Annotated in this window: 15 protein-coding genes and 1 pseudogene; 9 read left to right on the top strand and 7 right to left on the bottom strand. The window is 74.6% G+C overall.

The features are described from left to right. A partial coding sequence (locus tag AB0M16_RS29450) for a BTAD domain-containing putative transcriptional regulator (RefSeq protein ID WP_365348235.1) occupies nt 1-1,199 on the bottom strand: 1,199 nt, incomplete at its 3' end. A gap of 79 nt (nt 1,200-1,278) precedes the next feature. Between AB0M16_RS29450 and AB0M16_RS29445 the strand changes: the two genes are divergently transcribed. Both AB0M16_RS29445 and AB0M16_RS29440 read left to right on the top strand, forming a co-directional pair. Then, nucleotides 1,279-3,417 carry a SpoIIE family protein phosphatase gene (locus tag AB0M16_RS29445; protein ID WP_365348233.1) on the top strand — a complete coding sequence of 713 codons (2,139 nt, stop codon included), beginning with the start codon at nt 1,279-1,281 and terminating at the stop codon, nt 3,415-3,417. Nucleotides 3,418-3,436: 19 nt separating this feature from the next. Then, nucleotides 3,437-4,447, top strand: a complete 1,011-nt coding sequence (locus tag AB0M16_RS29440) for a PHP domain-containing protein (RefSeq protein ID WP_365348231.1) — start codon at nt 3,437-3,439, stop codon at nt 4,445-4,447. Nucleotides 4,448-4,559: 112 nt separating this feature from the next. On the opposite strand, the pseudogene AB0M16_RS29435 reads toward AB0M16_RS29440, so the two are convergent. After that, nucleotides 4,560-5,960, bottom strand: a pseudogene (locus AB0M16_RS29435) (NADP-dependent succinic semialdehyde dehydrogenase); the annotation flags it as partial. 417 nt (nt 5,961-6,377) lie between these two features. Then, nucleotides 6,378-7,055 (bottom strand): ThuA domain-containing protein, encoded by a 678-nt coding sequence (locus tag AB0M16_RS29430; RefSeq protein ID WP_365348229.1) that lies wholly within the window; start codon nt 7,053-7,055, stop codon nt 6,378-6,380. A 104-nt stretch (nt 7,056-7,159) separates the two neighbouring features. Here AB0M16_RS29430 and AB0M16_RS29425 point away from each other — a divergent pair, with 104 nt between their 5' ends. Continuing rightward, complete coding sequence (locus AB0M16_RS29425; protein WP_365348227.1) at nt 7,160-7,972, top strand: DUF3626 domain-containing protein; 813 nt, start codon at nt 7,160-7,162, stop codon at nt 7,970-7,972. A gap of 317 nt (nt 7,973-8,289) precedes the next feature. On the opposite strand, the gene AB0M16_RS29420 is transcribed toward AB0M16_RS29425, so the two are convergent. After that, nucleotides 8,290-8,907 carry a TetR/AcrR family transcriptional regulator gene (locus tag AB0M16_RS29420; RefSeq protein ID WP_365348225.1) on the bottom strand — a complete coding sequence of 206 codons (618 nt, stop codon included), beginning with the start codon at nt 8,905-8,907 and terminating at the stop codon, nt 8,290-8,292. A 146-nt stretch (nt 8,908-9,053) separates the two neighbouring features. Here AB0M16_RS29420 and AB0M16_RS29415 point away from each other — a divergent pair, with 146 nt between their 5' ends. The 3 genes from AB0M16_RS29415 (at nt 9,054) to AB0M16_RS29405 (ending at nt 13,600) form a co-directional block, all read left to right on the top strand. Further along, nucleotides 9,054-11,678 carry an FHA domain-containing protein gene (locus AB0M16_RS29415; protein ID WP_365348223.1) on the top strand — a complete coding sequence of 875 codons (2,625 nt, stop codon included), beginning with the start codon at nt 9,054-9,056 and terminating at the stop codon, nt 11,676-11,678. A 3-nt stretch (nt 11,679-11,681) separates the two neighbouring features. Beyond that, nucleotides 11,682-12,410, top strand: a complete 729-nt coding sequence (locus tag AB0M16_RS29410) for a hypothetical protein (RefSeq protein WP_365348221.1) — start codon at nt 11,682-11,684, stop codon at nt 12,408-12,410. Between the two features lie 260 nt (nt 12,411-12,670). Then, entirely contained in the window at nt 12,671-13,600 is a 930-nt protein-coding gene (locus AB0M16_RS29405) for a serine/threonine-protein kinase (protein ID WP_365348241.1), read from the top strand. Here AB0M16_RS29405 and AB0M16_RS29400 read toward each other — a convergent pair. After that, the gene (locus tag AB0M16_RS29400; RefSeq protein WP_365348219.1) at nt 13,587-14,951 is read right to left on the bottom strand and encodes a streptophobe family protein; all 1,365 of its coding nucleotides are present in this window, start codon (nt 14,949-14,951) and stop codon (nt 13,587-13,589) included. The two genes, AB0M16_RS29405 and AB0M16_RS29400, sit on opposite strands and share 14 nt — an antisense overlap. 327 nt (nt 14,952-15,278) lie before the next feature. Between AB0M16_RS29400 and AB0M16_RS29395 the strand changes: the two genes are divergently transcribed. Further along, nucleotides 15,279-16,475: a DUF6777 domain-containing protein gene (locus tag AB0M16_RS29395; RefSeq protein WP_365348217.1), complete on the top strand. Its 1,197-nt coding sequence runs from the start codon at nt 15,279-15,281 to the stop codon at nt 16,473-16,475. Here AB0M16_RS29395 and AB0M16_RS29390 read toward each other — a convergent pair. Further along, on the bottom strand, nt 16,460-17,038 hold the full coding sequence (locus AB0M16_RS29390; protein ID WP_365348215.1) for a universal stress protein: 579 nt from the start codon (nt 17,036-17,038) through the stop codon (nt 16,460-16,462). The genes AB0M16_RS29395 and AB0M16_RS29390 overlap by 16 nt on opposite strands. 304 nt (nt 17,039-17,342) lie before the next feature. On the opposite strand from AB0M16_RS29390, the gene AB0M16_RS29385 reads away from it, so the two are divergent. Both AB0M16_RS29385 and AB0M16_RS29380 read left to right on the top strand, forming a co-directional pair. Beyond that, on the top strand, nt 17,343-18,824 hold the full coding sequence (locus tag AB0M16_RS29385; RefSeq protein ID WP_365348213.1) for a PLP-dependent aminotransferase family protein: 1,482 nt from the start codon (nt 17,343-17,345) through the stop codon (nt 18,822-18,824). Nucleotides 18,825-18,883: 59 nt separating this feature from the next. Further along, entirely contained in the window at nt 18,884-19,387 is a 504-nt protein-coding gene (locus tag AB0M16_RS29380) for an FBP domain-containing protein (protein WP_365348212.1), read from the top strand. Between the two features lie 154 nt (nt 19,388-19,541). Here AB0M16_RS29380 and AB0M16_RS29375 read toward each other — a convergent pair whose 3' ends face one another. Further along, nucleotides 19,542-20,747 carry an acyl-CoA dehydrogenase family protein gene (locus AB0M16_RS29375; RefSeq protein ID WP_365348210.1) on the bottom strand — a complete coding sequence of 402 codons (1,206 nt, stop codon included), beginning with the start codon at nt 20,745-20,747 and terminating at the stop codon, nt 19,542-19,544. Between the last annotated feature and the right edge of the window lie 58 nt (nt 20,748-20,805).

Raw genomic sequence — 20,805 nt, 5'->3', positions numbered from 1 at the left:
CCGAGCGGCTCCCGACTCGTCGCCAGCACCGACACCCCCGGACACCGCGCCAGCAGCACCGCCACCAACTCCGCGGCCGCACCCACCACGTGCTCACAGTTGTCCAGCAGCAGGAGCAGCCGGCGCCGCGCACAGTGTTCGACGAGGGCGGTGACGGAGTCGCGCGCGGTGGGATCGGTGAGGGTGGTGCCACCCCAGACCTGGGTCTCGCGGGCGCCGAGGGCGGTGAGGACGGCGGCCGGGACGTCGGAGCCCGTGCGCACGGCGGCGAGTTCGACGAGCCAGGCCTCCTCCTTCCGGTCCGTCGCGGCCTCCAGGGCGAGCCGGGTCTTGCCCACGCCGCCGGGACCGATGAGGGTGACGAGTCGCCGAGAACGCATCTCTGCGGCCAGGTCGTGCAGTTCGGCGTCCCGGCCGAGGAAGGAGGTGAGCGGCGCCGGCAGCGCCCGGCGGGCGGCGGGCGGCTCATCGCCGGCGAGCAACTCCGCGTACAGGGACTTGAGTTCGGGGCCGGGCTCGGTGCCGAGGCGGTCGGCCAGGGCGCGGCGCGCGGTCTCGTAGGCGGCGAGGGCTTCGGCGGGACGGCCGGCGGCTCGCAGGGCGCGGATCCGCAGCGCCCGCAGCGGCTCGTCCAGCGGGTGCTCCGCGCACAGCGCGGCGAGGGCGTCGAGGGCGTCCTCGGGGCGGCCGAGGGCGAGGTCGACCGCGAGCCGGTCGCGCCGGGCGCGGAGCCGGCGCTGTTCGGCCCGTACGGCGAGCGGGTCGGTGTCGCGCCCGGGAAGGTCCGCGAGGGCGGGGCCGCGCCAGAGGCCGAGGGCCTCGTCGAGGAGGGCCTCGGCGCGCTCGGGCCGACCCGCGTCCAGTTCCCTTGCGCCCTGGTCGGCGAGTTCCTCGAAGCGGAACAGGTCGACGGCGTCGGGCCCGGCGGCCAGCCGGTAGCCGCCGGGCCCCGAGGTGACGGCGTCGTGCCCGAGGGCCCGGCGGAGCCGGCCCACGAGCGCCTGCAGGGCCGCCACGCGGTCGTCGGCGGTGTCCTCGGCCCACACCTGGGCGATCAGGGCGTCCGTGCGGACCGCGCGGCCGCCCGCCGCGGCGAGTGCGGTGAGCAGGGCCCTGATCCGGGCCCCGCTCAGGACGGCTTCACCTCCGTCGACGCGGAGGGCGTGGACGGGTCCGAGGATGCGGTAGGGCGGCTGCACCGACCCATTCTGCCGAATCGCCCGCGTGGCGGTGTCGTCGCCATGGCGTCCGGGGGGCGCCGGTTCGACAATGGGGAAGATGACCGATGACGAGCGGAGCACGCGCGGCGGCGAGATCGGGCCGACCGAGCGCCTCGCCATGAACCGCACCGGCAGCTTCGACTGGGACCTCGACACGGGCACGATCGATGTCGACGACGCGGGGCTGCTGGTCTTCGGGCTTGCCCCGGGCGATTTCGACGGGCGGCCCGCCACGCTGGTGCGCGGTCTCGACCCCGTGGAGCGGGCCCGGCTGGAGGGGGTCATCCGGCAGGCGATCACCAGCGGCGAGAGCTCGTACACGGCACACGTCCGCCAGGAGCAGGCCGACGGTACACCCCAATGGACGCATGTGCAGGCCCGCATCCTGCGCCGGGGCGGCGGCATGGCGCACCGGATCGTGGGGATCGTGCGGGACGCCACGACCGAGGTGACGCACTCGGCCTTCGTGCTCGACCTGGAGAAGCGCCGCGAGGTGCAGACCTCGATCGTGGAGCGGACGACGCACGCGCTGTCGCGGGCGGTGACCGTGGACGACGTGACGGCGGCGCTGACCGGTCCCGGGGGGCTGGCGCGGCTGGGCGCGGAGGGGTTGGCGCTCGGCCTGGTGGAGAACGGCTCCCTCAACATCATCGCGCTCAGCGGCGAGTCCATGGAGGTCTTCAACGACTTCCGCAGCCGCCGCCTGGACCGTGGACTGCCGCTCGCGGAGGCGGTCCTGAGCGGGCGGCCCCGTTTCGTGAACTCGTTCCCGACCCTCGGGCAGGACTTCCCCCACCTCGCGCCGTACGTGCGGCGGATGCCGTTCAAGTCGGCCTGCTACCTGCCGCTGGTCGCGCAGGCCCGCGCACTCGGCGGGATGGCGCTGTTCTACCGGCGCCCGAGCTCCTTCAAGGCGGACGAGCGCAACCTGCTGCTCGGTCTGGCGGCGATCGTCGCGCAGTCGCTGCAGCGGGCGATCCTCTTCGACGAGGAGCGGGAGCTGGCCACCGGGCTGCAGGCCACGATGCTGCCGCGCCGGATCCCGGTGATCTCCGGGGGCGAGATCGCCGTCCGCTACCACGCGGCGTGGAGCGGGCGGCAGGTGGGCGGCGACTGGTACGACGTGATCCCGCTGCCGCGCGGGCGGGTCGGGGTCGTGGTGGGCGATGTGCAGGGCCACGACACGCACGCCGCCGCGATCATGGGCCAGCTGCGGATCGCGCTCCGGGCGTACGCGGGTGAGGGCCATGCGCCGTCGACGGTGCTCGCCCGCGCCTCCCGCTTTCTCGCCGAGCTGGACACCAACCGCTTCGCGACCTGCACGTACGCCCAGGTCGACCTGGCAGGCGGCACGGTGCGCGGGGTACGGGCGGGGCATCTGGGGCCGCTGATCCGGCACACGGACGGGCGGGTGGGCCGGCCCAAGCTGCGCGGTGGCCTGCCGCTGGGTCTCGCGACGGTGTTCGGGGACGAGGAGTTCCCCGAGACCCGGCTCGACCTGGTGCCCGGCGAGACGCTGGTGCTCTGCACGGACGGTCTGGTCGAGCAGCCGGGCACCGACATCGAGTCGGGGTTCGCGGCGCTGGCCGAGGCGGTGAGCAGCGGACCGCCGCAGGCCGAGGCGCTCGCGGACCACCTGTCCGAGACGCTGTGGGAGCGGTGGGGCTCCGGCGACGACGTGGCCCTGCTCGTGCTGCGGCGCAGCCCCGACCCGGGCACGCCACGGGCGCCGCGCATCCACCAGTACATCCACCAGGCCGATCCGCAGGGCCTTTCGGACGCGCGGGCGGCGGTGGGGCAGGCCCTGGTGGACTGGGGCATGCCCGAACTGGCCGACGACGCCGAGCTGTTGACGGGCGAGTTGCTGGTGAACGTCCTGCTGCACACCGAGGGCGGTGCGGTGCTGACCCTGGAGGTGCTGCCGGAGCCGGTGCGGCGGGTCCGGCTCTCCGTCCAGGACCGGTCGAGCGCCTGGCCCCGGCGTCGTACCCCGGGCGAGGCGGCGACCTCGGGGCGCGGGCTGCTCCTGATGGACGCGATCGCCTCACGGTGGGGCGTGGAGCCGCGCGGCGAGGGCAAGGCGGTGTGGTGCGAGATCGGGCCCGGGGCGGCGAACGGGGCGGGCGGCGGATCCCCCCTGGGCGACCCGGCACCGGCGACCCCGAGCCCGGCGGCCCCGGGCGGACCGGCCGGCTGAGCGAAGGGCGGTGCGGCGGATGGACCCGGTGGCGGCGCTGGAGCGGATCGCGTTCCTCCTGGAGCGCTCGCAGGCGCCCACGTACCGGGTCCGCGCGTTCCGCACGGCCTCCGCCGCCGTGACGGCGCTCGGCGCGGACGAGGTGGCGCGACGGGCGGCGGGCGGCACGCTGGAGTCGGTGAAGGGGATCGGCCCGAAGACGGCGGCCGTGGTGAGCGAGGCCCTGGCCGGGCGGGTGCCGGAGTACCTGGAGCGCCTGGAGCGGGAGATCCCGGTGCCGGAGGCACGGGGAGGCGACACCCTGCGGGCCGCGTTGCGCGGCGACTGCCACGTCCACTCGGACTGGTCGGACGGCGGCAGCACCATCGAGGCCATGGGCCGCACGGCGGCCGGACTGGGCCACGAGTGGGCGGTCCTGACGGACCATTCGCCGAGCCTGAAGGTGGCCCGCGGCCTGTCCCCCGACCGGCTGCGGGAGCAACTGGACGTGGTGGCGCGATTCAACGAGGAGTGGGCGCCCTTCCGGCTGCTCACCGGCATCGAGTGCGACATCCTGGAGGACGGCTCGCTCGACCAGGAGCCCGAACTCCTCGACCGGCTCGACCTGGTGGTGGGGTCGGTGCACTCGAAGCTGCGGATGGACGCCCGGGCGATGACCCGCCGGATGGAGCGGGCGGTGCGCAATCCCCTGATGGACGTGCTGGGTCACTGCACGGGCCGCCTGGTGAGCGGCGGACGGCTGCGCCCGGAGTCGGAGTTCGACGCGGAACGGGTCTTCGCCGCCTGCGCCGAGTACGGCACGGCCGTGGAGATCAACAGCCGCCCGGAACGGCTCGACCCGCCGCGCCGGCTGCTGCGGCTCGCCGTGGAGGCCGGGGTGTTCTTCGCGGTGGACACCGACGCCCACGCACCCGGCCAGCTGGAGTGGCAGATCCTCGGCTGCGCGCGGGCGGAGGAGTGCGGGGTGCCCGCGGACCGGGTGATCAACACCTGGTCCGCCGACGACCTGCTCGCCTGGACTCGGGCCTGACCTGCCCGACGATCCCTCCGTGCCTGGCGAGCGCGACGCGCCTGACGAGGCCACGCACCTGGCGAGACCACGCACCCGACGCCAGGGGCCCGTCGCCAGGGGCCCGCGTCCCTCAGGCCCGCTGCCAGACCGTGGTGGCGTTGCAGAACTCACGGATGCCGTGCCCCGAGAGCTCGCGGCCGTAGCCCGAGCGCTTCACACCGCCGAAGGGGAGGGCGGGGTGGGAGGCGGTCATGCCGTTGACGAAGACGCCGCCGGCCTCCAGGTCCCGTACGAAGAAGGCGATGTCCTCGTCCCTCCGGGTCCAGACGTTCGAACTCAGGCCGAACGGGGAGTTGTTGGCGACCGCGACGGCCTCCTCAATGTCGGCCACCGGGTAGAGCGCGGCGACCGGGCCGAAGGTCTCCTCCTGGTGGATGCGCATGGCCGGGGTGATGCCGGTCAGGACCGTCGGCTGGTAGAACCAGCCGCGCGGGTGCTCGGGGGGACGGGCGCCGCCGCACAGGACGGTGGCACCGGCGGCGACCGCGTCGTCGACGAGGGCCTCCAGGTCGGTGCGCCCCTGTTCGGTGGCGAGCGGCCCGACGTCGGTGTCGTCGTCGAGGGGGTCGCCGACGGTGAGGGCGTTCATGGCGGCGGTGAAGCGCTCGGCGAAGTCGTCGTAGACGTCCTGGTGGACGATGAACCGCTTCGCGGCGATGCAGGACTGGCCGTTGTTCTGGACCCGGGCGGTCACCGCGGTCTTCACGGCCCTGGGCAGGTCGGCGGAGGGCATGACGATGTACGGGTCGCTGCCGCCGAGCTCCAGGACGGTCTTCTTGACCTCGTCGCCGGCGATCGCGGCGACGGAGCGGCCGGCCGGTTCGCTGCCGGTGAGGGTGGCGGCGACGACCCGAGGATCGCGCAGCACGCCCTCGACGGCACCGGAACCGATGAGGAGGGTCTGGAAACAACCCTCGGGGAAACCGGCGCGGCGGAACAGCTCGCCGAGGTAGAGGGCGGTCTGGGGCACGTTCGAGGCGTGCTTGAGGAGCCCGGTGTTGCCGGCCATGAGCGCCGGCGCGGCGAAGCGGATCACCTGCCAGAGCGGGAAGTTCCACGGCATGACGGCGAGGACCGGGCCGAGCGGCCGGTAGTGGACGCGTGCCAGGTCGGCCCCCGAGTCCTGCACGTCGTGCTCGGCGGGGTGCTCGTCGGCGAGCAGTGCCTCTGCGTGCTCGGCGTACCAGCGCATGGCCTTCGCGCACTTGGCGGCCTCCGCGCGGGCCGCCACGATCGGCTTGCCCATCTCGGTGGTCATGGTGCGCGCGATGTCCTCGGCGTCCTCGTCGAGGAGGGCCGCCGCCGCGCGCATCAGCCGGGCGCGTTCGGCGAAGGGGGTGGTGCGGTACTGGCGGTACGCCTCGTGAGCCGCGTCGATGCGGCGCTCGACCTCGGCGGGCCCGTGGGCCTCGTACGTGCGCAGCGTCTCGCCGGTCGCCGGGTTCACGGTGGCGATGCCCATGTCGTCTCCTCCTGGCCTCCAGCCTCACGGGCAACCTTTCGCGGCCCGGGCCCGCCCGCAATCGGGGCGGGGCGGTGGGGTGACGCGGCCGGGCCCGCCTGCCCCGTCCGGCCCCGGTCGGGCCCCCGGTCCGGCCCCGGTCCGGCCCCGGTCCGACGCCGGTCCGACCCCCGTCCGCCCCTGGTCCGCCCCGGTCCAACCTGAGTCCGCCCCGAGCCCGCCCCGGGTCCGGCCCGAGCCCGCCCCAGGTCCGGCCCGAGTCCGACCCCGGTCCGGCCCGAGCCCGCCCCAGGTCCGGCCCGAGCCCGCCCCGGGTCCAGCCCGAGCCCGCCCCAGGTCCGGCCCGAGCCCGCCCCGGGTCCAGCCCGAGTCCGCCCCAGGTCCGGCCCGAGTCCGCCCCGGTCCGCGGGAGGCACCCGGTCGGGCTCAGCCGCCCGAGACCCAGCGGAGGGAGCCGGCCAGATGGGCGCGGAAGGCGGGGTCCGCGTACGCCTCGGGGGTGTGGCCGAGCGCGGTGAAGAGGAAGCGGCCCCGGTCGGGCGCGGCGTCGCGGCACCACACCAGAGGGTGGTCGGCGCCCAGGGTGCCGCCGCGGTAGCTGGTCTCGTCGGCGCGGGCGAGGACCCGCACTCCGGTGGCCCGGGGATTGGCGGTGAAGTTGTACCACTCGTCGGTCCACTCCCACCGCCGCGGCAGCGGGCCCGTCGCGGGGTGGTCGGGCGCGTCGACGCACACGGTGCCGGGCTGGAGTTCGGGATGGGCGTCGAAGCGGGTGCCGAGGAGCTCGCCGTAGAAGGGCCAGTCGGGTTCGGCGTTGGCCGCCGCGTGGACGGCAAGAAGACCTCCGCCGGCCCGTACGTAGGCCTCGAAGGCGGCGCGGCCCGCGTCCGTGAGGACGCTGCCGGTGGTCGAGAGCAGCACGACGGCGGCGCAGCGGGCGAGCCGGTGCGGCGTGAAGACGGCGGGGTCCTCGGTGGTCTCGGTGAAGAAGCCCTCCGCGGTGGCGAGTTCGGCGAGGGCGGCGGCGCCGGCGGGGATGGAGTCGTGGCGGTAGCCCGCCGTACGGGTGTAGACGAGGACGTCCCTCGCGCTGCTGCTGTGCACGTGCCGCGGCTCCCCTGCCAAAGATCCAGTAAGCGCTTTCCGGCCTGACCGTAGCCAGCGAAATCCGGCTGCCGCAAGGCCCCCGCCTGCGGCAGACTGCGCCGATGGACCTCCTGAACCGGCCGCGCCTGGCCCTCGCCCATGTCTCCGCCCGCGCCACGGGCGGCCCGCTCGATCCCTCGCTGCGGGTGACCCTCAACTTCCACCCCACCTTCCTCGGCCGGCTCGCCGACGAGGGCGTCTACCGCTCGCAGTTCGTCACCGGCACCAGCAACGGCGGGCTCACCGCGCACCCCGGCGGGGACCGGTGGCGCTGGGAGAGCCGCATCTTCGGGGGCGCGTACGACGACGCTCCGGCGCACGAGCGGCCCGTGTACGGCGCGCTCGACTACCGCCGCCGCCCCTACGGAGCCGCGCACCGCTTCGGCTCGGCGCACCTGCGGCTCACGCCGGCCACGCTGGCGCGGACGACCTTCTGCTATCCGGACAGCGTCATGGAGCCCGAGGACTTCGGCGTCGCGGAGCGGATGGCGCTCGTCGCGCTCGCCGAGGCGGACGGCCTGGACGCGCTCGACGACTGCGTCGAAGCGCATGTGCACGGCCCGGTAGAGATCGGCCGCGACGTGGAGGCGCTGGTCCTCGACCCCTCCTTCCGCGGTACGGAGGTGGAGGCCGCGGCCCGGGCGCTCCCCTGCCCCGTGGAATGGCACGGCGGTTTCCGGCTCTCGGTCGGAGAGCTCCGGCGGCATCCGGAGTACCGGGGGCCGGAGTACGTGGAACTGGGCGCCGAGATCGCCGTGGACGGGTGGCTGGACCCGCGGACCGTGCAGGAGGCGGCCGAGTCGGGCCGGTACGACCGGCAGGACGTGAAGCGGGTCTGGCACCTGCTGGCCCGGTTCGGGGCCCCGGAGAACTGAGCGCCGGGGTCATTGTCGTACCGGTTCACGTCTCTGTACCTTCTGGCGCGCCCGCCGTGCCACCCTCGGGGGGGACCATGAGCACCCTGCCGCCCGCCCTCGCCGCCCGCCGTCGGCCCCCTGCCCGAGGGGGTCACGCTGCCGCTGCCGCCGTCCTTCGGCTCCGTCGAGGAGGAGCGCCGCGACCGCAAGGAGCAACTGGCCGCCGGCTTCCGCCTCTTCGGCCGGTTCGGCTTCTCGGAGGGCGTCGCCGGACGCGTCACGGTGCGGGACGCGGGGGCACCGGACACCTTCGGGGTCAACCCCTTCGGCGACGGCTACGGCTGACCCACCGGACGGGTGGAGGCCGCCAACAGCGGTGCCAGGAAGTCGCGTTCGAGACTGCCGGGGGGCAGGACGTCCGGTTCGACGTAGCTCTGCCCGAGTCCGCCCTCGCGCAGGGCGACGATCAGCCTGGCGAACCGGTCGGCTTCCACGGTGAGTTCGAGGCCCGCTCGGCGCAGCACCAGCTCCAGGCCGCGGGCGATCTCGGCGCGCAGCCGGGCGTCGTGCCGGGCGAGCACCCATGCCGCCTGGGGATCACGGATGGCGTGCAGGGTGAACTCGGTGCTGACCAGGTACCAGTCCCGCTCGTCCGGCTCCACCCGCGAGGCGAGATCGGCCAGCCGCTCCAGGGTGCACTCCTCGGGGGTGAGCGCGTCGATCGACTCGGCGAGGTGGCTGACGATCCGCTCACCGTGCTCGTCGAACAGGGCGAGGAAGAGTTCCTCCTTGCTCGCGAAGTTCGAGTAGTACGCGCCGCGCGTGAATCCGGCGCGCTCGCATATCTGCTCGATCGACGCGGCGTGGAAGCCGTGCTCGGCGAAGACCTCCAGGGCCGCCTTCAGGAGGGCCGCGCGGGTGCGGGGCCGGCGCTCGGTGACACCTTTCGGCACGGGCGGCTCCTCCTTCGCTTCCCCTCCACGGGGCGGTCGGCTCCCTAGCGGGGAGCGGGTCACCCACCCCTCCGAGGGCGGGCAGGCGCCCACGATACCGGCGGCTCGCCGGGGCGCGGACGGGCCGTCGACGTTAAGATTCACGCATGGGAGAGCGGCCCGTCGCGCCCGCCGCACCCGAACTGGTCCTCGAGATCGACGGGGACGCGACCCTGATGAACCCGAGCCGCGTCTATCGCATCGGGCGCGACCCCACCAGCGACTTCGTCCTCGCCGATGCCCGGACGTCATGGCACCACGCGGTGCTGCGGGCGGTCGGCGACCACTGGACCCTCGAGGACGAGGGCAGCACGAACGGCACCTACGCCGACGACCGCCGGGTGCACCTCAGCACGGTCGGCCCCGGCACGGTCATCCGCTTCGGCCATCCCTCGGACGGCCCCACGGCCGTACTCCTGTCCTCCGGGGCGCCACCCCGGGCCCCCGACGGCCCACCGGCCCGACCGACGCCCCCGGAGCCGGTACGGGCGGAGCCGGCGGGGCCCCCGCCGCCCGTGGGCGCGGACCCCGCGCCGCCCCCGGACGCCGTACCGGCGGCACCGGCGGCACCGGCCTGGCCGGAACCTCCGGCGCCCGACCGCGCACCGCCCGAACCCCCGCCGTCCGACCGCGTAGGGCCCGAACCCCCGGCGCCCCCGGCGTCCGGGGGCCCGACCCCCGCGCCCCCGGGCCTCGTGTACCCGGCGCCGCCGCCCCCACCGCCCCGCCCGGCCTCGGTCTCGTACCCGGCCGTCACCGGGACCTTCCGGCAGCCGACCGCCGTGCGGCCGCTGCCGGCCCACTCGGTCCGGATCGGCAGGGCCGCGGACAACGACCTGGTCGTCGACGACCTCACCGTCTCGCGTCGGCACGCCGAGCTGCGGGCCGAGCCGGACGGCACGTACTGGATCCATGACCTCGGCAGCCACAACGGCACTTTCCTCAACGGGCGGCCCATCGCGCACGCGCGTGTGACGGCCGAGGACATCGTGGGCATCGGCCACTGCGCGTTCTGTCTCATCGGCGGCGACCTCGTCGAGTTCACCGACACCGGAGAGGTCTCCCTCGACGTGCAGGAGCTGGCCGTCACCGTCGACCACGGCCGCAAGACCCTCCTGGACGGCGTGTCCTTCCCCGTGGGGCAGAAGTGCCTGCTCGCCGTCGTGGGCCCGTCCGGCGCGGGCAAGTCGACGCTGCTCGGCGCGCTCACGGGACAGCGGCCCGCCGACCGGGGCACGGTCCTCTACGACGGGCGCGACCTCTACCGGGACTACGCGGAGCTGCGCCAGCGCATCGGTCTCGTCCCGCAGGACGACATCCTGCACCTCCAGCTCACCGTCCGCCGGGCCCTGGCCTACGCCGCCGAGCTGCGCTTCCCCGAGGACACCGCGGCCGCCGAGCGGCGGGCCCGGGTGGACGAGGTGATCGGCGAACTCGGCCTGCAGGAGCGGGCCGCGCAGCCGATCCACAGCCTTTCCGGCGGCCAGCGCAAGCGGGTGAGCGTGGCGCTGGAACTCCTCACGAAACCGTCCCTGCTCTTCCTCGACGAGCCGACCTCCGGGCTGGACCCCGGCATGGACCGCTCCGTGATGCACATGCTGCGCGGGCTCGCGGACGACGGGCGCACCGTCATCGTCGTCACCCACAGTGTGCTGAGTCTGGACGTCTGCGACCGGCTGCTCGTCCTCGCGCCGGGTGGGCGCGTGGCCTATTACGGTCCGCCGGGCGAATCTCTGGACTTCTTCGGCTTCCCGCAGTGGCCGGAGGCGTTCGAGGCCTTCGAGAACGACCGCGACCGCGACTGGGCGGGCCAGTACCGGGGCTCGCGCTTCCACCGGCAGTACATCGAGGACGCCACCGTGCGGCCGAGCCCGCCGTACGCGGGTGCGCCGCCGGTGCCGGTGCCGCCGCCGAAGGCGCAGAGCTGGTGGTCCCAGCTGCGTACCCTCGTCCGGCGGTACGCGGCCGCCCTGTCCGCCGACCGGACCTTCCTGGCCATCATGATCGCGCTGCCCTTCGTCATGGGCGCGATGGCCCGCGCGCTGTCCGAGGGGAAGCTCAATCCCGAGTCGACCCTGAACGTCCTGCTGATCCTGTGCGTCGGCGGGGTTCTGACGGGGGCGGCGAACGCGGTACGGGAACTCGTCAAGGAGCGGACGATCTACCGCCGCGAGAGAGCCGTCGGCCTGTCCCGTTCGGCGTACCTGATGTCCAAGGTGGTCGTGCTCGGCCTGATCACGATCGTGCAGGCGGTGGTGCTCACCCTGGTCGCGCTGGTCGGTGTCCCGCTCGGGGCCCCCGACGGCAAGGGGGTGCTGATGCCGCCGCTCGTGGAGATCACCCTGGCCGTCGCCCTGCTCGCGTTCACGGCCATGATGCTCGGCCTGTTCGTCTCCGCGCTGGTGCGCAAGGAGGAGGTGACGATGCCGTTGCTCGTCCTCCTCGCCATCGTGCAGGTGGTGTTCTGCGGGGCGCTGCTCAACGTGAGCGGCACCCCGGTCCTGGAGCAGCTGGCGTGGCTGGTGCCGTCGCGGTGGGCGTTCGCCGCGATGGGCGCGACCATCGACATCGGCGCGACCGTGCCGGGCGAGAAGACCGCCGATCCGCTGATGGACCACACCCTCGGTGCCTGGCTCTTCGACATGGGGATGCTGGTGGTGCTCAGTGTCGTCCTCGGGCTCGTGGTGGCCCGGCTGCTGCGCCGGCACGAGCCGGTCGTGATGCGGAGGTAGCCCGTGGTAGCTACGGAATACGTGCCGGACTTCGTCCCGGACTTCCGGCCCACGCACGTCGTGCCGCGCGAAGGCCTGCCCGCGTGGGAGGCGCCCGACCCGGCGCTGCCGACGGAGCCGCTGGACGCGTTCCTGCCGGTGCAGCTGCTCGAACGCGTCGGCGACTGGGGACAGGTGCTCTGCTCGAACGGCTGGTCCGCGTGGGTCGACGCGCGCCTCCTCGTCTCCGTTCCCGGCGATCCGCCCGCCGCCGGCCGCCCGCTCGCCCGGACCGCCGACCCGCGCCCGCTGATCGCCCGCGCGGAGGACGCCCTGGGCCGCTACCGGCGGGCCGCCGAGGAGCTCTCGGCGGGGCGGGCGGACGGCGAGACGTTCCGGCGCCGCACCCGGGGTCTGCGGGTCGGGATGGTCGTCGACGGCGAGTCGCTGTGGCTGTACGACGCGGAGCACGAGCGGTGGGTGTACTGCGACGGCACCGGGCTGAGCACGTACGCGGCCTCCGCCCGCCCCTCGGCGGCGCCCGCTGCCGGGGAACCGGTGCACGAGCCGACCCAGGTGGTGCCCGAGCTGCTCCTGGAGGAGAGCCCCGGCGCCACGCGGGTCGTCGACTCCTCCGGGGAGGGCGCCGGCCGCCCGGGGCACGAGGGGCGCCCGGGGCACGGGGGGCGCCCGGGGCACGGGGGCCGCCCGGGGCACGGGGGGCGCCCGGACGAGCCGGGTGACGGCGGATGACCGGGGCGGACGGACGGACGGACGGGCCGGGTACGGGCCCGGACGGCGCGGACACCACCCCCGGCGTTCCCGCTCCGGACGCGGACGCCTCGGACCACACGCCCGGCGGGCCCGCTCGGGGGCCAAACGGCGCGGACACCACTCCGGGCACCCCGGGCGCGGGCCCGTCGGGCACGGCACCCGGCGCCGTCGCCCCGGCTCCCGCCGCCTCCGGTGTGATCGCCGGACTTCCGGCGGGCCGGGACTCGGGACTGCTGGGCATGCGGGTGGCCGGGTACGTCGTGGAGGAGGAGATCGGGCGCGGCGGCATGGCGGTGGTGTACCGGGCCCGTGACCTGCGGCTCGACCGGAGCGTGGCGCTGAAGCTGCTCGCTCCCGAGCTGGCCCGCAACGACACCTTCCGCAAGCGCTTCGCGCACGAGTCGCGGGTGGCCGCGGCCATCGACCACCCGCACATCGTGCCGGTCTTCGAGGCGGGCGAGACGGAGGGCGTGCTCTACATCGCGATGCGGTACGTGCCGGGCCAGGACCTCCGGGCCCTGCTGGACCGCGAGGGTGCCCTGGAGCCGGTGACGGCGGGGCGGATCGCGGTGCAGGTGGCGTCGGCGCTGGACGCGGCACACGCCCACGACCTGGTGCACCGGGACGTGAAGCCGGGCAACATCCTGGTCGCCGAGGGTACCGACCGGGACCATCCCGAGCACGTGTACCTGACCGACTTCGGTCTGACGAAGAAGTCGCTGTCCCTGACCGGTTTCACGTCGGTGGGACAGTTCGTGGGCACCCTCGACTACGTGGCGCCCGAGCAGATCTCCGGCAAGCCGGTGGACGGCCGCTGCGACGTCTACAGCCTGGCGTGCGTGGTCTTCGAGACGCTCACCGGGGTGCCGCCGTTCCGCAGGGACGACGACATGGCGCTGCTGTGGGCCCACCAGTACGATCCGCCGCCCCCGCTCTCGGAGGAGCGGGCGGGGCTGCCGGAGGCGGCGGACGCGGTGTTCGCACGGGCCCTGGCGAAGGCTCCGGAGGAGCGGTACGGGACGTGCCTGGAGTTCGTCGCGGAGCTGCGGGCGGTCCTGGAGCGGGGGGAGCGGGGCCCCACGCCACCGCCCGAGGAGACGGACCGGTGGCCGGAGGGCCCGCCCCCGGAGCCGCCGACCTGGGCGCGCCCGGTGTTCAGGGAGTCCTGACGTCGGCCGCCGGTGGAGTCTCGACCTCGCCCCGGCGGCGGACGCGGCCGGCCAGGAGTCCGCCGAGGAAGCCGGCCACCAGGCCCCACAGGAGGGCGAGGCCGACGGTCTTCCAGATGTGGGGGCGGAGCACGACCTCGCCGCCGAGTGCCTCCAGGTCGCCGATGCCGAGGATGGACAGGCCGAAGCGGGCCTCGACGTGGGTGAGCGGGGTGATCACCAGCATGGTGACGGCGAAGCCGATCCCGAGGTGCAGGGCGTGCTGCCAGGGCTTGATCCGGGCGGGTGAGCGGGTGGCCGCGACGAAGGCGGCGCCGAGGACGAGCACGGCGGCGATCGGCAGCAGCCACCAGGCGCGTTCGTCGTAGGCGGCGAGGGAGGACAGGTCGACGGTCTTCAGCTCCCTGCCGTCGCCGCCGCGCAGCACCGAGTCGAGGATCTGCGGCATGGGCAGGCCGAACGGGCCGTCGACCTTGCCGTCGTAGGAGCCGCCGATGCCGACGACGAGGGCCAGCCAGCTGACGTTGGGCAGGCCGAGCAGCAGGACGGCGAAGGTCTCGGCGGCGTGCCCCTTGGTGGCGGCGACGACCAGGCCGATGACGAGGCCGACGGCGACGTACGCGAGGACCAGGAGCAGCAGCGCGGAGGCGGCCGGGCGGACGATCTGGTGGTGGCGGACCAGGCGGGTCGGCAGGGGGGTGCGGCGGGAGACGAGCAGCGCGATGACGAGGACGCCGAGGATCCACAGGAGGCCGTAGAAGAGGGTGGGTCCGACGTGTGTGGTGAAGCCGACGCTGGGCTGCGCGGCGTCGAGGAGGTCCTTGAAGAGGTCCCCCAGGTCGCCGGTCTCCTCGGCGCTGCCACCGCCGAGGCTGATGGGGAAGTCGTGGCGGGCGAGTGCGCTGACTCCGCCGAGGGCGGCCAGCCACAGCACGACGGTGGGCACGGCGAGCGCGAGGAGGTCGCGGACCCGGGCGACGGCGTGGTGGCGCAGCGGACGCAGGAAGAGGCTTCCGGTGACGAGTGCGCCCACCAGGGTGACGGTGAGGGGCATGGCGGTCAGTTCGGCCTGGGTGCCCGCGAGGGATCCGGCTTCGCCGGAGAGTCCGACCTGACCGCCGGTGGCCATGACGACGACGGCGGCGAGGACGGCGACGAAGGCGCCGGATCCGCCCGGCAGGTCGGCCGCGCCCGCGGCCCACAGGCCGAGGGCGGCGGTGAGGCCCATCGCGAGGTAGCCGGCGACGACGGCGACGAGACCGGCCGCGAGGCCGCGGGCGAGGAGCCCCGTGGCGTCGGCGGGCGCGGTCCGGCCGGGTGGGGTGGGGAGCCGTTTGCTCACCCTGCCCACGCTAATGCCGGCGGATGCGGTCCGCTTGCGGGCGGCACCGGTTCGGCGCACACAATGGGCGCGGAACGGAAGAAAGGGAAAAACGTGACTTCCCACCCGCCGTCCGGCCAGCCCTCGGTACCTCCCAGCGGCCCGCCCTCCGGCCCCCTCTCGGGCCCCGGCACGCGCCCCGACCAGCCGGCACCCCCGCCACGCTCCGGCCCCCCGCACGACGATTCGGGCGGGGGCGGCCGTGGTGGCGGCGGGGGCGGCCGTGGTGGCGGCGGCTCCGGCGGCGGTGCGGGAGGCGGAGGCGGCCAGGGCCCTTGGTGGCGCTCCGTCCCCAAGGTGGCCTCCCTGACCGCCGTCCTGGTGGCGGTCGTCGCGCTCGTCGTCGTCCTCACCCAACGGAACGACGGCGGCGGTTCGAACCAGGCCGGCTCGGGAGGCGGTGAGGTGTTCCTGCAGAACACCTCCGCGAGCGGCCCCGACCCCTTCACCCGCTCCACCGCCCGTGCGGTCGCCGCGAACGTGTCACCCCCGCCGCTGCCCAGCGGGACCGGCGCGGACGCCAACGCGACGCTCAGCGTGTCGGGTTCGGCGCCCGGCCTGTATGGCGGCACGCACCGGACCGCGAGCTGCGACGTCGAGGCGCAGGTCCGCTTCCTCTCCGCCGAGCCCGCCAAGAACGCGGCCTTCGCCTCGGTGATCGGCATCAAGTCCACCGAAGTCCCCGGCTATCTGCGCTCCCTGACGTCGCTTCAACTGAGGGTGGACACCCGGGTGACCAACCACGGCTTCCGGGGCGGCTCCCCCGTCCCGTACCAGTCGGTGCTCCAGGCGGGCACGGCGGTCCTGGTCGACGACCACGGGGTGCCGCGGGTGCGCTGCGCCTGCGGCAATCCGCTCACCCCGCCGGTCGCCCAGAAGGAGCCGAAGCAGGTCGGCAACGCCTGGCCGGGGTACCGGACGAGCAAGGTCGTGGTCGTGCAGCCGTCCGTGACGGTGATCAACGTCTTCGTGATCTACGACCTGCACGACGACCGCTGGATCGCCCGCAAGCCGGGCGACACGGGCCACCACGACAAGCACACGACACCCCCGCCGCACCCGTCGAAGTCCCCGTCCACGTCGCCCTCGAAATCCCCCTCCACGTCCACGTCCCCGTCGACGTCGCCGTCCTCGCCGGTGCCGTGCGTGACCGTCACGGGCACCGAGACCCCGACGCCCAGCAACGGCGTGACACCCTCTCCCTGCCCCGTGCCGCTCACGTCGACGACCTCGCCCAGTCCCTCGACGTCGAGCTCCTCGGCGACGCCGTCCTCGTCACCGCCGTCCTCGTCGGCGTCGTCGCCGTCGACCGCGTCGTCGGGCCCGGGGTCGCAGCCCGCCGTGGACGACACCACGACGACGGAGGCTGCGAGCGAGTCCACCTTCGACGCCTCGTCGCGACCCGCCACCGCGAGCGCGCCCATGTCGTCGTCGGCCACCAGGTCCTCGTCGCCGCCCTCGCCGGGCGCGCCCGGATCTCAGCCGCTGGCCTGAGCGCTGTCCCCGGGCAGGCGCGGCGGCCGTCCGCCGCGTTCCACGGCCCCCGTCTCCGTACCCGCCCACGCGAGTACGGGCGCGGGGGCGTGGCGTCGCAGCACGCGCGCCTCGCCACGCCGCAGCACCGGCCCGGGAACCACCACGACGGGCCCCTCGGCACCCTCCATGACGGCTCGCAGCACCGGCCTTCGGCGCGGCCGGCCGAACCGGCCGCGAGCCCGGGTGACCCCCAGCACCAGCAGGTCCCCCGGCTCGTCGGCCGCCGCGACGAGAGCCGCCGCAGGGGCGTCCCGGACGATCCGCCGTTCGACGGGCACCCCCGGGGGCACTCCGCCGAGAGCGTCGTCGAAGGCCTGCGCGAGCCGCAGCCGGGCGTCGTCCGCCCACGTGCGCGCCCATGCCCGGTCGGGCATCCGGGCGTGGAGCGCCTCGCCCTCGGGCGGCTCCCACGCGAGCACCGCGAGCAGTCCGGCGCCGTCGCGGCGGGCGAGAGCGGTGGCGCGGCGCAGCGCGGCGAGCGAGGCGAGCGAGCCGCTGACACCGACGACGATCCGACTCATGCCGACGCTCCGGGGCGCGGAGGCCGGATCCGATATCCCGGAGATCGCGTGGGGATCCGGATGCTCCGCGCCCGGATCCGATCGCGCAGGGCCTGGATCCCCCGCCACCGAGCTCGGATCCGATATCCGAGATCCCACGGTGGCGCGATCCGCTCCTCCGCGCTCCGCTGCCACATCCTTTCGTCGCGATCAGTGACGTAACCGGGCATGTTCCCCACTCCTCTCCCCTTGGGCCTCCAGGCCACTGACACGGAGTCTGTAGCCTTATTGGCCTGGACAGCAGAGCCAATGAGGAGTGATTGGCATGGCAGAGGGTCGAGTGGTCCGCACCGTGGTCGCCGTGTCGGACCGCACGTTGAGCGGCCGGCAGCTGGCGGTGCTCCTCACCCCGCCGGAGCAAGGGCGCTTCGGCTATCGCGAACTGGCCCGGGCGGTGCGGGAGACGCTGCTCGACGGGCGGGTGGCGCTGCGGATGCGGCTGCCCGCCGAGCGAGAGCTGGCCGGGGTGCTCGGGGTGAGCCGGACCACGGTCACCGCCGCGTACGACCTGCTGCGGGAGAGCGGATACGCGCACAGCCGGCAGGGCGCGGGCACCTGGACGACGCTGCCCGAGGGACAGACGCCGATCGGTCCCGCCGCGATCCACGGGGACGGCGAGTCCGTGATCGACCTCGCGCTCGCCGCGCCCGAGGCGCCGACGGGGGTCCTCACCGAGGCGCTCGCCGTCGCCTCAGCCGAGCTGCCCCGGTACGCGACGTCCCAGGGCTACCACCCGTACGGGCTGCCCGAACTGCGCGTGGCCCTCGCCGACCGGTACACCGCCCGCGGTCTGCCCACCCGCCCCGAGCAGATCCTCGTCACCACCGGCGCCCAGCAGGCGCTCGCCCTCGCCCTCGCGCTGCTCGGCGGGCCCGGGGACCGGGTACTGGCCGAGAACCCCTCGTACACCAACGCCCTGGACGCCATGCGCGGCCACCGGATGCGGATCACGCCCGTCCCGGTGACCGAGGCCGGCTGGGACAGCGGGCTGATCGACGCGGCCCTGCGGCAGACCGCGCCGCGGCTCGCGTACCTGATCCCCGACTTCCACAATCCCACGGGCCGGCTCATGCCGGACGAGCAGCGGCGGGAGATCGCCCGGGCGGCCCGGGCCACCGGGACGTGGCTGCTGGTGGACGAGACCCTCGCCGACATCGCCCTGGACGTGCCCGCGCCCCGGCCGTTCGCGGCCTCGGCCGGTCCCGGCACCGGTGAGCAGATCATCAGCGTCGGCTCGCTCAGCAAGAGCTGCTGGGGCGGGCTGCGGGTCGGCTGGGTGCGGGCCTCCTCGCGGGTGGTGACGGAACTGGCGCGGGTGCGGATCACGCACGACCTCGCGGGGTCGGTCCTCGACCAGCTGCTGGCCGTCGCCCTGATCGACCGGATCGACCCGCTGCTCCCGGGCCGGGCGGCGGAGCTGCGGCGGCGCAGGGAGGCCCTGGTGTCGGCGCTCGCCCGGCACCTGCCCGAGTGGCACTGGACGCTGCCGCCGGGCGGTCTGTGCCTCTGGATCGACCTCGGCCGGCCGATCGCCTCGCAGCTCGCGGCGCGCGCCCTGCGACACGGGGTGCGGGTGGAGGGCGGCGCCCGGTTCGGGGTGGACCCGGGCACCCACGAACACCGGCTCCGGATCCCCTACGCGCTGCCGGGCGAGGTGTACGAGCCGGCGGCCGAGCGGCTCGCGGCGGCCCTGGAGGGCGCCCCGGCCCGGATCGCCGACCCCGGTCTGCCGGACTGGGTGGCCTGAGGCCCGCGCGCACCGATAATCGGATGCCCGGGGCAACGGCCCTGTGTACGGTCGACCGGGTGGAACCACTGACCGACAAACAGATCCGCGCGTCCTTCGTGAACTGCACGAAGGGCGACGCGGCGCGGATGAAGCTCCCGCTCGACTTCGCCGAACTCCCCTGGGAGGACCTGGACTTCCTGGGCTGGGTCGATCCGGGCGCGCCGTTGCGCGCCCATCTCGTCGTGCCGCGCCCGGAGGGTCCGGTGGGCATCACGCTGCGGGTGCCGGCCGTCGGCCGCACCAGCGCGATGAAGTCCAGCATGTGCCAGATCTGCCTGACCTCGCACGCCTCCTCCGGCGTGACCCTGCTGGTCGCGCCCCTGGCCGGGGTCCGCGGGCGGGAGGGCAACACGGTGGGCACGTACCTCTGCGCCGACCTCGCCTGCCCCCTCTACGCGCGCGGGAAGCTGCAGCCGAAGCTCCGCGGCCGGCGCCACGAGGAGTCCCTGACGGTCGACGAGCAGGTCGCCCGGATGATGGGCCATCTGGACGCCTTCGTGGACCGGGTGACGGCCGGCTGACCGGCACGCGGGGTGAGCGTCCGAGCGCGGCGAGCCCTTGCGCGGGTCCTCCCAGTCCCTCACCGGCGTGTAGTGCTCACCTCCAGCGTCCCCCGTCCTCCGTGCCCGCTCCACTCGGCGGGCCGACCCGCGTCGTACGGCGCCGGCCGGGGGGTCAGCGGAAGGCCTGCTCGCCGGTGAGCGCCTTGCCGATGACCAGGGAGTGCACCTCGCTGGTGCCCTCGTAGGTGAGGACCGACTCCAGGTTGTTGGCGTGACGCAGCACCGGGTACTCCAAGGTGATGCCGTTGGCGCCGAGGATCGTGCGGCACTCGCGGGCGATGGCGATGGCCTCGCGGACGTTGTTCAGCTTGCCCACGCTGATCTGCTCGGGGGTCAGCGTGCCCGCGTCCTTGAGGCGGCCGAGGTGGACGGCGAGCAGCATGCCCTTGCCGAGCTCCAGGGACATGTCGGCGAGCTTCTGCTGCGTCAGCTGGTACGAGGAGAGCGGCCGGGCGAAGACCGTGCGGTCGCCGGCGTAGGAGATGGCCGTCTCCAGACAGTCGCGGGCGGCGCCGAGGGCGCCGAAGACGATGCCGAAGCGGGCCTCGTTGAGGCAGCCGAGCGGGCCGGAGAGGCCGCGGGCCCCGGGAAGCATCGCGTCGGCGGGCAGACGCACGTCCTCCAGGACGAGTTCACTGGTGACGCTGGCGCGCAGGGACAGCTTCTGCTTGATCTCGGGTGCGCTGAAGCCGGGGGCGTCGGTGGGGACGACGAAGCCGCGGACGCCGTCCTCGGTACGGGCCCAGACGACGGCGACGTCGGCGACGGAGCCGTTGGTGATCCACATCTTGGTGCCGTTGAGCACCCAGTCCGCGCCGTCCCGCTTGGCGTTGGTCCGCATGGCACCCGGGTCGGAGCCGGCGTCCGGCTCGGTGAGGCCGAAGCAGCCGATGTACTCGCCGGCGGCCATCCCGGGCAGCCAGCGCTGCTTCTGCTCCTCGGAGCCGAACTTCCAGATCGCGTACATGGCGAGCGAGCCCTGGACGGAGACGAGCGAGCGCAGTCCGGAGTCGACCGCCTCCAGCTCCATGCAGGCGAGGCCGTACGCGACGGAGTCGGTGCCCGCGCAACCGTAGCCCTCCAGGTGCATGCCGAGGACGCCGAGGCCGCCGAGGGTGCGGGCGAGCTCACGGGCCGGGACGGCGCCGCTCTCGAACCACTCGGCGACGTGCGGGCGCAGTTCGCGGTCGGCGAGGGCGCGTACGGTGCGGCGGATCTCCCGCTCCTCGTCGGTGAGCAGTCCGTCGACCGCGAGCAGGTCGAGCGGATGGACGGGCGCGGACTGCGACGAACGCGGCGACTGCGGCGACGACTTCACGGACGGCCTCCTGGCGACTGTGGCAACTCGGCGAGCCGCAGCCTAGCCCCAGATTGGA

It is taken from the genome of Streptomyces sp. NPDC051921 (assembly GCF_040680975.1).
In the GTDB taxonomy this organism is placed as follows: Bacteria; Actinomycetota; Actinomycetes; order Streptomycetales; family Streptomycetaceae; genus Streptomyces.
The sequence above is the reverse complement of the archived record's forward strand: the minus strand, read 5'-3'. Positions and strand labels throughout refer to the sequence as shown.